Here is a 14229-nt window from a genome sequence, read left to right on the forward strand (position 1 = left end):
TTTCGGGCTGGTCAGACATAGTCTCGCGCTGGCGCGACGGAGCCTGATAAAGACGATCAGGACCCCCGAGCAGCTGCTCGACGTGACCCTCCAGCCGATCATCTTCGTGGTGCTGTTCGTGTTCCTGCTCGGCGGCGCGATCGCCGGGGACACGCACGAGTACCTGCAGTTCCTGCTCCCGGCGATCATGGTGCAGACCGTCGTGTTCGCCTCGGTCGCGACCGGCGTGAGCCTCAACACCGACCTCAAGAAGGGCGTGTTCGACCGGTTCCGCAGCCTGCCGATCGGGCGTTCGGCGCCGCTGATCGGGTCGGTGCTCGGCGACCTGATCCGCTACGTCGTCGCCACCCTGTCGCTCACGATCTGCGGACTGGTGCTCGGGTTCCAGCTCGTCACCGGCATCGTGCCCGCCCTGGCCGCCGTGGTCATGACCATCGGGTTCGCGTTCTGCCTGAGCTGGGCGTTCGTCCTGCTCGGGATGGTGCTGCGGGAGCCGGGCGCGGTGCAGGGCGTGGCGTTCCTGACGATGTTCCCGCTGACCTTCGGCACCGGCATGATGGCGCCGTCCGACACCCTGCCGGGCTGGCTCCAGGCGTGGGTGAAGGTCAACCCGGTCGCGCACGCCATGGAGGCCGCGCGCGGTCTCATGCTCGGCGGTCCGGTGGCCACGCACGTGGTGTGGGTCGCCGCCTGGGGCCTCGGCCTGCTCGCGGTCTTCGCCCCGCTGGCGGTGCGCGCCTACCGGCGCAGGACCTGATCGATGGCGGCCGCCCGGTCCAGGGCGGCCCCGGAACCGTAGGCGTGGAAATAGGCCTCGTCGCCGAGGGTTTCCCGCAACTGGGCGGAGATCCGGAAGACATCGGGGTTGTACGCGTCGGGGGCGCCCCGCAGCTGCTCGCTCGCACCGAGCAGCCGGGCCGCCCCTTCGGCGTTCCCGAGCACGCCCTCCACTTCGGCGGCCAGCACGCCGACCCGGGCCAGCACGGGCCGGTCGCGCACCGAGTCGGCTAGTTCGGCGGCCTCGGCGACGACGGCGGCGGCCGTGGCGGCGTCGCCCTCGGCGATCGTCAGGTGGCCGAAACAGGTCAGCACCAGCGCTCTGAACTGCGGCGACACGATGCCCGAGTGGTCGATGGCGAGGGACGCCTGTTCGTACTGGATCCTGGCCTCTTCGAGGTCGCCCACCTCGCGGGCCAGGTCGCCGAGCCCGATCCGGGAGAACGCGGCGTCCCTGATCGACCAGTCGCTCCGGCTGGCGTCGGCCATCAGCTGCAGCTCGTGGCGGGCGCCGTCGACGTCGCCCTGGCGGCTGCGCGCGGTGGCCAGGTACATGCGCTGGTGCCCCGCTTCGTCGTCAGGGTTGAGCAGTTTGGTCAGCTCGATGGCCTCTTCCAGCGACTTCACCACGAGGTCGAAGTCGCCGAAGAGCATGGCGGCGTCGGCGGTGAACGTGAGCGCCTGGGCCAGCCCCCAGCGGTCGCCGACCTCGCGGAACCCGGCGGCGGCCGCCCGGAGGTCGGTCAGCTGGCCGCTGGGGTCGCCCTCGTTCTCCCGCATGAAGCCCCGGAACAGCAGCAGCATCGCCCTGCTCCAGGTGTCGGCCACCCCGAAGGCCCGGTCGATCGCGGCCAGGCCGCCCTCGACGTCGTCTTTGAACAGGTGGTAGATCGGGGTGACCAGGCAGAGCAGCGGGTCGTCGTCGATATCGGCGGCCTGCGAGATCTCGCCGAAGCGGGCGATCAAGCCGTCGACGTCTTCCACCGGCTGGCTCATCAGCGAGTTCAGCAGGTACATCATCGTGGTGACGAGCCACGCGTCGCGGTCGGCCTCGCCGTCGAGGTCGAGCGCCGACTTCAGCCACGGCACCGACTCCGACCGGCGGCCGGTGATCATCCAGAACGTGCCGAGCGCGGCGGTGAGCCGGGTCGCGGTGCGGGCGTCGTCGCGTTCGATGGCGTAGTGGAAGGCGGCCAGCAGGTTGTCGTGGTCGGTGCCGAGGATGCGGATCCAGGTGAGCTGGCCGTGGCCGTGCATCTGCCGGCTGCCCTGTTCGGCCAGGTCGAGGAAGTAGCGCGTGTGGGCGCTACGCACGTCGTCGACCTCGCCGCGCTCGGCCAGGCGTTCCAGGCCGTATTCGCGGATGGTCTCCAGCATCCGGTAGCGGGGGCCGTCGATGAGCTGGAGCAGCGACCGGTCGACCAGGGCGGCGAGCAGGTCGAGTGAGCCGCCGACGGCCTCGGCCGCCTCGGCGGTGAACCCTCCGGGGAAGACCGCGAGCCGTTCGGCCAGGTCGCGTTCGTCGTCGCCGAGCAGGTCCCAGCTCCAGGCGACCACCGCGCGCAGCGTCTGGTGGCGGGCCATGGCGGTGCGGCTCCCGCCCGTCAGCAGCCGGAACCGGTCGTCGAGCCGGGCCGCCACCTGGTCGACGGTGAGCGAGCGCAGCCGGGCCGCGGCCAGTTCGATGGCCAGCGGCAGGCCGTCGAGGCGGCGGCAGATCTCGGTGACGACCGGGGTGTTCTCGGGTGTGAGAGCGAAGCCGGGCCGGACCGCCTCGGCCCGGTCGAGGAACAGCCGGACCGCCGGTTCGTCGGCCAGCGGCGGCACCGGCCAGAGCGACTCGCCGAAGATCCCGAGCGCCTCGCGGCTGGTGGCCAGCACGGTCAGCCGGGGGCAGAGGCCCAGCAGTTCGTCGGCCAGCCGGGCGGCGGCGTCGATGAGGTGTTCGCAGTTGTCGAGCAGCAGCAGGCTCTCGCCGCCCGACAGCACCTCGACGATGCGGGAGACGGTGCCGTCCTGCACCTTGGTCTGGCCCGCGCCGACGGCGGTCAGCACCGCCTGCGGCACGTCGTCGGGGTTGGTGACCGGGGCCAGCTCGACCAGCCAGACCGGCCGGTCGAGCCGGGCGGCGACGGTGCTGGCCAGCCGGGTCTTGCCCGCGCCGCCGGGGCCGACCAGGGTGACCAGGCGGCTGTCGGCCAGCCGCCGGGCGATCTCGGCCATGTCGTGGTCGCGGCCGACGAAGCTGGTCAGCGGCGCCCGCATCGCGGGACGCCCCCTGCGGGTCGCCGGTTCCTCCCGCAGCACGGCCAGGTGGGCCTCGCGCAGCTCGGGTCCGGGGTCGACGCCGAGGTCGTCGGCCAGGGCGTGCCGGACCTCCTCGAAGGCGGTCAGCGCCTCGGCCCGGCGTCCGGAGGCGGCCAGCGCCCGCATCAGCAGGGCGTGCACGCGCTCGCGCAGCGGATGGCGGGCGGCCAGATCGCGTAGCTCCGACACCAGCGGTTCGGCGCCGCCCAGGGCGATCTCGGCGTCGAGGCGGTCTTCGGTGGCGGCCAGGCGGGCCTCGTCCAGCAGGGACACGGCGGCGTCGGCGAACGGCGCGTCGGCGACGTCGGCCAGCGGGCGGCCCCGCCACAGCGCCGCCGCCTCACCCAGGCAGGCGGCGGCCTGCCGGTGATCGCCGGAGGCCAGGGCGCTGTGCCCGCGAGCGGCCAGGACGGCGAACCGGTGGGCGTCGACGTTCTCCTTCGGCAGCGCCAGCCGGTAGCCGCCGGGCTCGGAGCGGAGCACACCCGGGTCGGGCAGCACCCGGCGGAGCCGGGACACGAGCGACTGGAGGGCGTTGGCCCGGTCGGCCGGGGGCGCGGCGCCCCAGAGGGCCTCGGCGAGTTCGTCGTGGGTGACCAGGCGGCCGGGGTCGAGCGCGAGGCGTACGAGGAGAGCACGCAGCCGGGCCCCGCCGATCGAGACGGCGCCGCCCCCGCCGGACCGCACTTCGAGCGGTCCGAGAATCCCCACGTGCATATCACCCACTGTGCCACCTAATGCATAAGATCCGGCCATGACCGAGGTGTTGGTACGAGACGGCTCGTGGACCTTCAACGGCGACATGATCCGGATCGTGCCCGCCAGAGAGCGGGCCGTGAACAAGCTCCGCCAGGCGCTCGGCGAGCTGGTCGTGCCGCTGGCCGCCGTGGCCGGAATCGCCTACCAGCCCGGCCGCAAGGTCGGCCTGCTGAAGATGCGCATCCGCGAGGGCGCCGACCCGTTCACCCAGGCCACCGGCGGGCGCCTCCCCGAGGCCGCCGACCCCTACCGGCTCACGATCGACGCCGACCGGTCGGGCTCGGCCGAATACTTCGCCGACGAGGTGCGCGCCGCGCTGCTGGCCGAGGGGGTGCCCGAGGGCCCGATCAACCGCTATCTGATGCCGGGCCCGCCGGTGCCGCTGACCGCCAACGCCTCCGACGGCATGGTCACCTTCGACGGCGACGTGATCATGATCGAGCCCAACTGGGCGGCCGACGGCGCCAAGCAGAAGGCGGGGCCGCAGCGGATCCCGCTGGCCGACCTGGCCGCCGTGGAGTGGATCCCCAACGGCGGCATGGAGAACGGCCGCCTGAGGTTCACCCGCAAGAGCGACCCGCAGGCCCGCCCGCCGATCAAGCACGACCCGGCCGCCGTCACCCTGTGGGGCCTCAGCAAGGAGACCCGGACGGTCGCCCTGCTGGTCACCGCCGTAGTGGCCCGCCTTCCCCACCCGCTCGCCGAGCCGCCCATGATCGAGGCGCCCGAGGAGGACCACGACGTGGTGCTGCGCCGGTTACGGGAACTCGGCGCGCTGCACCGCGACGGGGTGCTGACCGACGAGGAGTTCGCGGTCGCCAAGCAGGCCTTGTTGAAGCGACTGTGACGACCTTGAGTATGTTGCCCCCATGGAAACCCGCAAGATCGGAAGCCGCCAGGTCAGCGCTCTCGGCCTGGGCGGCATGCCCATGTCCACGGCCGGTCACATGTCTGACGAGGCCCAGTCGATCCGCACGATCCACGCCGCGCTCGACGCCGGTGTCACGCTCATCGACACCGCTGACGCGTACACACCGTCCCACACCGAGGTCGGCCACAACGAGCGCCTGATCGCCAAGGCCCTGTCGAGCTGGAGCGGCGACTCCGACGCGATCCTGGTCTCGACCAAGGGCGGCCACACCCGGGTCGCCGGTGGCGGCTGGGCGCTCGACAGCAGCGCCGACCACCTCCGGCGTGCCTGCGACCGCTCGCTGAAGGCCCTCGGCGTCGAGTCGATCGGCCTCTACTTCCACCACCGGCCCGACCCGAAGGTCCCCTACGAGGAGGCCATCGGCACGATCAAGGAGCTGGTCGACGCCGGGAAGGTCCAGATGGCCGGGATCTCCAACGCCAACCCCGAGCGGATGCGGGTGGCCCTGGAGATCCTCGGCGACGATCTGGTGGCCGTCCAGAACGAGTACTCGCCCCGGTTCCGGACCAGCGAGCCGGAGATCGACCTCGCCGACGAGATGGACATCGCGTTCATGTCGTGGTCGCCGCTGGGCGGCATGGGCTCGGCGGCCGGTCTGGGCGGCAGGCACGCCGTGTTCGGCGAGATCGCCGCCGCCCACGGGGTGTCGCCGCAGCAGGTCTGCCTGGCCTGGCAGCTGGCCCGCAGCCCGCGCATGGTGCCGATCCCGGGCGCCAGCCGCCCGGAGAGCATCCTCGACTCGCTCAAGGCCGTCGACCTGGTGCTGACCGCCGACGAGCTCGACCGCCTCAGCTCAGGTAGATGACCTGACCCGACGCGTGCGCGGCGATGGAGGCGTGCAGCCGCCTGGCCTGCCACTCGGGCAGGATCTTGTCGCCCTCCTCGGCGGTGAAGAACCCCCAGTCGTCGAGTTCGTCCTCCTGGAGGGTGACCCGCGCGCCGTCGGGCAGGGTGCCGCAGTCGAAGGTGAAGTGGACGAGCGGGTGCGGCCGCTCGTCCATCGGCGGCACCCAGTGGACGACCAGCAGCCGCCCGATTTCCGGCGTCAACCCGACCTCCTCCCTGAGTTCCCTGGCGCAGCCTTCCTCAGGGGTCTCGCCCTCGTCGATGTGGCCGCCGGGCCAGCCCCAGAAGTCGCGGTAGTTGGGTTTCACGAGGAGCACCCGGCCCTCGGCGTCGGTGACGAACCCGGCGGCGGCCGGGATCACGCGGTGGATCTGGGCGTAGAACACGTCTGCTGGCATCACAGCCCTGAGGCTATCCAGGGTTCCCCCTAGCTCTCCGGGAGGACGCCGATCTCCCATCCACGCAGGAGGTTCGGGCCCCGATCGATTTCTACCTTCGGAACCATGGTTGGGAATCGGAACATCGCCGCCCGGGTGGGTGGCTGGAGCGCGCGCAACCGCTGGTGGGCGCTGCTGATATGGGTGGGTTTCGTCGCGGCGGCCACGTTCGCCGGCAACGCGGTGGGCACCGCGGAGATGAAGCCCTACGAGAGCGCCAACGGCGACTCGCGGGCCGCCGGGCAGATCCTCGACGGCGCGGGGTTCGTCGACCCGGCCGGTGAGATCGTGCTGGTGCAGAGCACGATCGTGACCGTACAGGACCCGGCTTTCCAGGCCGCTTTGAAGGACGTCGAGCGCTCCATCACGGCGACCGGCCAGGTGGAGAACGTCAAGAGCCCGTCGGCCACGACCCCCGACGGCCGGACCGTTCTGATCTCCTTCGACATGAAGGGCGACGCGAAGACCGCGGTCGACCGGGTCGAGCCGGTGCTCGACGCCGTCGCCTCGGTGCAGACGCGCCACCCCGATCTGCGGGTCGAGCAGGCGGGCTCCGCCAGTGCCGACAAGCTGATCGGTGAGGCGATCGACCAGGACTTCGTGAAGGCCGAGCAGCTCTCGCTGCCGATCACGCTGGGCATCCTGCTCGCGGCGTTCGGCGCGATCCTGGCGGCGATCATCCCGGTGGCGCTGGCGCTGACCGCGATCGCCGGGGCGACCGGCCTGCTCGCGCTGACCAGCCAGGCCCTCGCGGTCGACGCCGCCACCACCAACGTGATGTTGCTGATCGGCCTGGCGGTGGGTGTCGACTACTCGCTCTTCTACATCATGCGGGAGCGCGAGGAACGCGGTAAGGGCCGCAGCAAGCAGCGGGCGATCGAGATCGCCGCGGGCACCTCGGGCCGGGCCGTGCTGATCTCCGGCATCACGGTGATCGTGGCCATGGCGGGCATGTTCCTGACCGGCAACGGCATCTTCATGGGCTTCGCCGAGGGCACCATCCTGGTCGTGCTGACCGCCGTCGTCGGCTCGCTGACCGCGCTGCCCGCCCTGCTGTCGCTGATCGGCGACAAGGTCGACGCCCGCGCGTTCCACGGCACGGTCCGCCTGCTCAGCGGCGGCCGCCTGACCTGGCGCCGGATCCTGGGTGTCCGCGGCGGCGAGAGCCGCGTCTGGGGCACGATCCTGCGCCCGGTGCTCAAATATCCGATCGTCTCCGTGGTCGTGGCCGGCGGTCTCATGATCGCCCTGGCGATCCCCGGGCTCAGCCTCAAGCCGGGGCCGCAGACCATCGACGAACTCCAGGGCGACTACCAGATCGCCGAGACCTTCAAGGCGATCGACAAGGCGTTCCCCGGCGGCAACGAACCGGCCGTCGTGGTCGTGAAGAACCCCGGCCCGGCCGCGATCGAGCGCTTCAAGACCGAGGCGATGGCCACCGGGCAGTTCAACGAGCCGTTCGCCGCCGACGTCAACCCGCGCGGCGACGTCGCCCGCATCAGCATCGGCCTCAAGGGCACCGGCACCGACGCCGTCTCCGAGCAGGCCATCGTCACCCTCCGCGAGAAGGTCATCCCGGCCACCCTGCCCGGCGCCCACGTGACCGGCTCGACCGCCGGGTCGATGGACTTCAACGACCAGATGTCGGCCACCCGCCCGCTGGTCTTCGGGTTCGTGCTGCTGCTCGCGTTCCTGCTGCTGCTGGTCTCGTTCCGCTCACTGGTGGTGGCGGTCAAGGCGATCCTGCTCAACCTGCTGTCGGTCGCGGCGGCCTACGGCGTGCTCGTGCTGGTCTTCCAGTGGGGGTACGGCGAGAGCATCATCGGCTTCCAGTCGACCGGGACGATCACCGACTGGCTGCCGATGTTCCTGTTCGTCATCCTGTTCGGCCTGTCGATGGACTACCACGTGTTCATCCTGAGCCGGATCAGGGAGGCGTTCGACCGGGGCATGCGGACCGAGGACGCCATCGCCCACGGCATCCGCTCGACCGCCGGGGTGGTGACCAGCGCGGCCCTGATCATGGTGGCCGTGTTCGCGGTCTTCGCCACCCTGTCGCTGCTCACGTTCATGCAGATGGGCGTGGGTCTGGCGGCGGCGATCCTGATCGACGCGACGATCGTGCGGGCGGTGCTGCTCCCGGCCACGATGAAGCTGCTCGGCGACTGGAACTGGTACCTGCCGCGCTGGCTGAACTGGCTGCCGACCCTGTCCCACGGCGACGACGACGAACTCCCCGCACCGGCGAAGGAGCCCGCGCTCGTCTAGAAGAAACGCGAGAAGGCCCGGGACCTCCCGGGCCTTCTCGTCGTTCTAGAGAACCCGCAGCAGTCCGTACGACCGGTACTTCGCCGGTTCGGCGATCTTCGCGGACACCTTCAGCCCGCTGGTGAGGACCACGATCGTGTTGTACTTGGCGCCCTTCACCCGGACCGCGAGCCGGCCGTCCTTCAGGTACATGGCGCCGATCAGCGTGCCCTTCACCGGGGGGACGACCCGCTTGCCGGTGACGGTGTCGACGATGCGGGGGGTGAACCAGTTGGGCCAGGAGCCGTCGCCGCCCTCGCCGGTCCGCGGGAGCGCCTGGTAGACCACCTTGCGCCCGTCGGGCGACAGCGACTGCACGTGGTTGGCGCCGCTGACGCCCTTGGCCTTGCGGCTCTTCCCGGTGATCGTGTCGAGCACGTGGATCCCGTCGGTGGTGCCGGTGTATCCGGCCAGCGACCGTCCCGACCAGGCCAGATGGCAGACGCCGTAGGTCTTGCCAAGCCTCTTGCGGCCGGTGCCGTCGGCGCCGACGACCGCGATCGGGGCCATGCTCTCGGCGGCCGTCATCGCGTAGGCGACCTTCTTGCCGTCGGGCGACCAGGCGGGGGTGGCGCAGGGGGTGCCGGAGATCGCGCCGGTCGCGACGACCTTGTCGACCGCTCCGGTGCGCACGTGCACCCGGCCCGTGTCGTCGATCCAGGCCACCTTGCGGCCGTCGGGCGAGACCGAGAACTGGCCCGAGGCGCCCACCTTGGTCGTGCCGTAGGGCGAGTAGACCGCCGGGTAGTTGTAGAACACCAGCCCCGGAGCGGCCGAGGCGGGCGCGGCGGGGATCAGCGCGACGAGGGCCGCGGCGACGGCGAGCAGTCTTCTCATGGGAGGAGATCTTCGCACCGACATAGCCTGCCCATTGGCCTAAAACGGTCCAAAGGTAAAATTCTCCCCATGCCGGGGACGCGGAAGGCCTACCTCTACTGGGGCGCCGGAATCGTCGCCTACGTCATCGCGGTCTTCCACCGCCAGGCCCTCGGGGTCACCGGCCTGGAGGCCGCCGCCCGCTTCGGCCTCGGCGCCGCCGGTCTGTCGGCGCTCGCGATGCTCCAAGTGCTCGTGTACGCCGCTCTCCAGGTCCCCGCCGGCATCCTCGTCGACCGCCTGGGCTCCAAGAAGATGCTCATCGCCGGGGCGGTCGTGATGATCTCCGGCAACGTGGTCTTCGCCTTCTCCGGCAACGCCGCCGGGGCGATCGCCGCCCGGATCCTCATCGGCGCGGGCGACGCGGCCACCTTCCTCAGCGTGATCAGGATCGTGAGCCTGTGGTTCCCGCCCCACCGCAACTCGATGATGGTGCAGACCACGGGGCTGCTGGGGGCGCTGGGGGGCGTGCTGGCCGCCGTACCGCTGATCTCGGCTCTGCACACCTTCGGCTGGAGAGACACCTTCCTGGGCGCGGCGGCCCTCAGCCTGCTGGCCCTCGCCGTGGTGGTCGTGGTGATCAGGGAGGCCCGGCCCGCCAAGGCGGCCGACGCGCGCGGCCTGCGCGCCGCCTGGACCGAACCCGGCACCCGCCTCGGCATGTGGACGCACGCCGCCACCCAGTCGTCGATGGCGGCGTTCCTGATGCTCTGGGGCTACCCGTTCCTGCTCCAGGACCAGAAGCTGTCCCCGACCACGGCCGGGGCGCTGCTGACCGCGATCACCGTCGTGTCACTGGCCTGCCAGCCGGTCTTCGGCTGGGCCACCGGCCGCTGGCCCGACCGCCGCTGGCTGATGGTGCTGGGCATCGTCGGCTCGACCGCCGCGACGTGGACGGCCGTCCTCCTCTGGCCGGGCCCGGCGCCCCTCTGGCTGCTGATCGTGCTCATGGCGGTGCTGTCGACCAACGGGCCCGGCTCGGTGATCGGCTTCGACTTCGCCCGCACCTACAACCCGGCCGAACGCATCGGTGTGGCCACCGGCATCGTCAACGGCGGCGGATTCCTGGCCACGGTGGCGCTGCTCGGGCTGATCGGCGTCGGGCTCGACGTGCACGGCGACTTCAGATGGGCCCTGGCCGTGCAGTATCCGATCTGGGCGCTCGGCGCGTTCCAGGTCCTCCGCCTGCGTCAGCGGACCTTCGTGAAGGGCTCGGCCAAGTGGGAGGTCGCCAGGTAGCGGGCCCGTTCGAGGACGACCTTGCGGCTGGCCAGCGCCCGCTCGCCGTCGTCGTCGTAGCGGTAGCCGATCGTCGGGTCTGCCAGCTGCTGCCGGTGGTGCAGCACGTCGCCGGAGACGATCAGGTCGCCGACCAGGACCACCTGGTGGCCGGGGGTGTGGCCCGGAGTGTGCGCCACGCGAACGTTCTCGAAGAGGTCCTTGGAACCGTGCACGATCTGGAGCTGGTCGCCCAGCGGCTTGACGATCCGGTCGCGCATCAGCCCGCCGCCCGGCCAGTCGAGCTCGGCCTCCTGGATCACGTGACGGGCGTTGGCGAACACCGGGGCGCCGTCGGCGACGCAGCCGCTCACGTGGTCGCTGTGCAGGTGGGTGAGGACGACCGTGTCCACGTCGGCGGGGGCCACGCCCACCGCGTCGAGTTCCTGGAGCAGCCGTCCCGGGATCGGCGCCCAGCCCGCCGCCGGACCGGTAAGGTCTCCGACGCCGGTGTCGACCAGGATCGTGTGGCTGCCGGTGCGCAGCAGGAAGCAGTGGAAGTGCAGGATCCATTCCTCGCCGTCGGCGAACGACCCACCAGGGAACAGCTCGGGTAGCGGCAGGGCGATGCTCGGCCCCATGGGCCCGACGGCATCACACAGCGGCGTGACCTCGACCCCGGCGAAGGTCATCGGTTCGTACGGCATTACCGCACTTTATTCTGCTACATGCGGTCATCGTGCATCATCGGTTGGAATAATCGAAGTTCACGTCGGCGGCGTACACCGCGCGCTGGCACTTCGCGCAGCGGTAGAGGATCGGGCCCTCGTCCAGGGTGGTGCGACAACTCGGGCAACTGCGTCTCTTCTTCGTCATGAGGACAGTTCACCTCAGACCGGTTGCAGGCGACTTGACGGGATACTGGTCGGATGCTTGGAGACGTCATCGACCTGCTGGTCTGCCCTGTCTGCCGCGACGACCTCGATCTCGCGCCCGGAGCGGTCCGCTGCCCGAAGGGTCATTCGTTCGACGTCGCCCGGCAGGGCTACCTCAACCTGCTGAGCACCCCCGTGAAGGGTGACACCCCCGAGATGGTGGGGGCGCGTGAGACATTTCTCACCAAGGGATGGTTCGCTCCAATCGCTGACAAAGTGGCCTCTTTCGCCCATGGGGTGGTCGGTGACGCCGGCGCCGGAACCGGCTACTACCTCGCCCACGCCGTGCAGGACCGGGGGCTGGCCCTGGACGTCTCCAAACACGCCCTCAAGAAGGCCGCCAGGGCCCATCCGAGGATCGGCGCGGTGGCCGCCGACGTCTGGAAACCCCTTCCGGTACGCGACGCCGCCTTTGACACACTTCTCAACGTCTTCGCCCCGAGGAACGCGAGTGAGTTTCGTCGCGTCCTGAAACCCACGGGAAACCTGATAACGGTCACACCTAACCCGGACCATCTGGAACCCGTAGTCGAACGTTTCGGTCTGCTCACCGTCGACGACGAAAAGAATCGGCGTCTCGCCGACACACTCGGCGACCACTTCGCACGCGATGTGACCGAGCCCGTCGCCGGGTGGCTCGACCTCACGGCGCCCGAGGTCATGTCGGTGATCGCGATGGGCCCGAGTGCCTGGCACGCGCGCGCGCCAGAGGTGTCAGAGGGGGCGGTAGTGCGGATGTCGGTGCAGGTCACGGTGTGGCGTCCGAAAAGATGAAAATGGTTGCCGCACTACTAGTGACCAAAGGGGTTTTTCACCGTAAATTCCCACCTGAGATCCCCTGTTTGTCGGCCATTCCGGGGGCTGACGGGACATACTTGACCGCGACCGACGGCGGACCCGGGAGGAAAGCCGATGAAGGCCGAGGAACGCTGGCAGACCAGGTTCCGTTCCCCGCGCATGACGCTGCCCACATGGGCTCGTCAGGCTCCGCACCACGCGGTCTACCGCAGTAACGCCTCCGGCACCTGGGAGATCTACGCCTGGGACCGCGCCACCGGCCAGAGCCGCCAGGTGACCGACCGCCCCAACGGCACCGCCTACGGCGACCTCGACCCCACCGGCCAGTGGATCTGGTGGTTCGCCGACACCGACGGCGACGAATACGGCGTCTGGATCCGCCAGCACTTCCACGGCGGCCCGGCCCGGCCGCTGGAGATCTCCCCCGGTCACCCCGCCGGCCTCGCGCTGGCCGCCAACGGCACCGCCGCCCTCGGGCGTTCGTGCCGGCTCGGCTTCCAGATCCTCCTGATGGGCGAGGGCAGCGAGCCGACCGTGCTCTACCAGCACAAAGAGGCCGCCTCGGTGGCCGGCATCTCCCTCGACGGCGCCCTGGTCGCCATCGACCACAGCGAGCACGGCGACGCCCGCCACCCGGCCCTGCGCGTCGTGAAGTCCGACGGCTCGGTCGTCGGCGACCTCTACGACGGCCCGGGCAAGGGCGTGCGCGGCATCCGCTTCTCGCCCGTCCTGGGCGACCGCCGCCTGCTGGTCCTGCACGAACGCCGCGGCCGCCACGAGCCGCTGGTCTGGGACCCGCTCACCGGCGAGCAGCGCGAGATCTACCTCCGCGACCCCGGCGAGGTCACCGCCGACTGGTACGACGACGGCCGCGCCCTCCTGATCGTCAACCACCACAGGGGCCGCACCCAGCTCTTCAAATACGATCTGGTCGGCGGCGCGATGATCCCGATCGAGACGCCCCACGGCGTGATCGAGTCGGCCGCCACCCGCCCCGACGGCACGGTCGAATACTCGTGGTCGAGCGCCGCCCACGCGCCCGTGATCAGGTCGAGCCACGGCCACGTCGTGATGAGCCCCGGCCCGACCGCGCCACCATCGGTCCCGGTCGAGGACGTCGACGTCGAGGGCCCCGGCGGCTGGATCCACGCGATGATCTCCCGCCCGACCGGCCAGGCGGCCCCCTATCCGACCGTCTTCCTGCTGCACGGCGGCCCGTCGGCGCAGGACAACGACTCGTTCCTGCCCCACGTGGCGGCCTGGGTCGACAGCGGTTTCGCCGTCGTCCGGATCAACTACCGGGGCTCGATCGGCTACGGCTCGGCCTGGCGCGACGCCCTGCACGGCGACGTCGGCCACATCGAGCTGGCCGACGTGTCGGCGGTCCGCGAATGGGTGGTCAACCGGGGCATCGCCGACCCCGACCGGCTGATCCTGGCGGGCGGCTCGTGGGGCGGCTACCTGACCCTGCTCGGCCTCGGCACCCAGCCCAAGGTCTGGAGCGCCGGCATCGCCGCCGTCCCGATCGCCGACCACCGCGCCGCCTACGAAGACGAGTCGGAGGCCCTGCGCTCCCTCCACCGCGCCCTGCTCGGCGGCTCACCCGAGGAGGTCCCCGATCGCTACGCGGCGTCCTCCCCGATCACCTACGCCGACATGGTCGAGGCGCCGCTGCTGATCCTGGCCGGGGAGAACGACCCCCGCTGCCCGATCAGGCAGATCGAGCAGTTCCTCGAAGCCGCCCCGGGCCCCTGCGAGGTCTACCGCTACGACGCGGGCCACGCCTCCCTGGTCGTGGAGGAACGCATCCGCCAGATGCGCACCCAGATCGAATTCGCCACCCGAGTAATGGACGGCCGCAAGCAGCCAGCGACCCCCGGACTCTGACCTTCACCCGCCATAGCGGGGAGTTTCTGGGCCTCGCCCGCCACGACCGGGGGTTTCTGTGCCCTCACCCGCCACGGCCCCGCGTTTCTGGGGCCTTCACCCGCCTCGGCGGTCCCTGGCCTCTGACCTTTAACGCCTCGGCGGCCCCGGC

At 70.8% G+C, this 14229-nt stretch carries 11 protein-coding genes; 7 read left to right on the forward strand and 4 right to left on the reverse strand.

The window, feature by feature from the left end; all coding sequences use genetic code 11:
- Nucleotides 1-7: 7 nt before the first annotated feature.
- On the forward strand, nucleotides 8-757 hold the full coding sequence (locus ACYQ78_RS12410; protein ID WP_459801766.1) for an ABC transporter permease: 750 nt from the start codon (nucleotides 8-10) through the stop codon (nucleotides 755-757).
- Here ACYQ78_RS12410 and ACYQ78_RS12415 read toward each other — a convergent pair.
- Complete coding sequence (locus tag ACYQ78_RS12415; protein ID WP_459800941.1) at nucleotides 739-3801, reverse strand: BTAD domain-containing putative transcriptional regulator; 3063 nt, start codon at nucleotides 3799-3801, stop codon at nucleotides 739-741. The two genes, ACYQ78_RS12410 and ACYQ78_RS12415, sit on opposite strands and share 19 nt — an antisense overlap.
- A gap of 37 nt (nucleotides 3802-3838) precedes the next feature.
- Here ACYQ78_RS12415 and ACYQ78_RS12420 point away from each other — a divergent pair, with 37 nt between their 5' ends.
- Complete coding sequence (locus ACYQ78_RS12420; protein WP_459800942.1) at nucleotides 3839-4690, forward strand: DUF4429 domain-containing protein; 852 nt, start codon at nucleotides 3839-3841, stop codon at nucleotides 4688-4690.
- Nucleotides 4691-4712: 22 nt separating this feature from the next.
- A complete protein-coding gene (locus ACYQ78_RS12425) occupies nucleotides 4713-5579 on the forward strand; it encodes an aldo/keto reductase (RefSeq protein WP_459800943.1) in 867 nt (288 codons plus the stop codon).
- Here ACYQ78_RS12425 and ACYQ78_RS12430 read toward each other — a convergent pair.
- Nucleotides 5563-6018: an NUDIX domain-containing protein gene (locus ACYQ78_RS12430; protein ID WP_459801767.1), complete on the reverse strand. Its 456-nt coding sequence runs from the start codon at nucleotides 6016-6018 to the stop codon at nucleotides 5563-5565. The genes ACYQ78_RS12425 and ACYQ78_RS12430 overlap by 17 nt on opposite strands.
- Before the next feature lie 105 nt (nucleotides 6019-6123).
- Here ACYQ78_RS12430 and ACYQ78_RS12435 point away from each other — a divergent pair, with 105 nt between their 5' ends.
- Nucleotides 6124-8325, forward strand: a complete 2202-nt coding sequence (locus ACYQ78_RS12435; protein ID WP_459800944.1) for an MMPL family transporter — start codon at nucleotides 6124-6126, stop codon at nucleotides 8323-8325.
- A gap of 45 nt (nucleotides 8326-8370) precedes the next feature.
- Here the strand turns inward: ACYQ78_RS12435 and ACYQ78_RS12440 are convergent, their stop codons facing one another.
- Entirely contained in the window at nucleotides 8371-9201 is an 831-nt protein-coding gene (locus ACYQ78_RS12440; RefSeq protein WP_459800945.1) for a TolB family protein, read from the reverse strand.
- Nucleotides 9202-9270: 69 nt separating this feature from the next.
- On the opposite strand from ACYQ78_RS12440, the gene ACYQ78_RS12445 reads away from it, so the two are divergent.
- The gene (locus ACYQ78_RS12445; protein WP_459800946.1) at nucleotides 9271-10479 is read left to right on the forward strand and encodes an MFS transporter; all 1209 of its coding nucleotides are present in this window, start codon (nucleotides 9271-9273) and stop codon (nucleotides 10477-10479) included.
- Here ACYQ78_RS12445 and ACYQ78_RS12450 read toward each other — a convergent pair.
- Entirely contained in the window at nucleotides 10431-11165 is a 735-nt protein-coding gene (locus ACYQ78_RS12450) for an MBL fold metallo-hydrolase (protein ID WP_459800947.1), read from the reverse strand. The two genes, ACYQ78_RS12445 and ACYQ78_RS12450, sit on opposite strands and share 49 nt — an antisense overlap.
- Before the next feature lie 222 nt (nucleotides 11166-11387).
- Here ACYQ78_RS12450 and ACYQ78_RS12455 point away from each other — a divergent pair, with 222 nt between their 5' ends.
- Nucleotides 11388-12167 (forward strand): putative RNA methyltransferase, encoded by a 780-nt coding sequence (locus ACYQ78_RS12455; RefSeq protein WP_459800948.1) that lies wholly within the window; start codon nucleotides 11388-11390, stop codon nucleotides 12165-12167.
- Between the two features lie 138 nt (nucleotides 12168-12305).
- A complete protein-coding gene (locus ACYQ78_RS12460) occupies nucleotides 12306-14078 on the forward strand; it encodes a S9 family peptidase (RefSeq protein ID WP_459800949.1) in 1773 nt (590 codons plus the stop codon).
- Nucleotides 14079-14229 lie beyond the last annotated feature (151 nt).

The organism is Herbidospora sp. RD11066, from assembly GCF_054661255.1.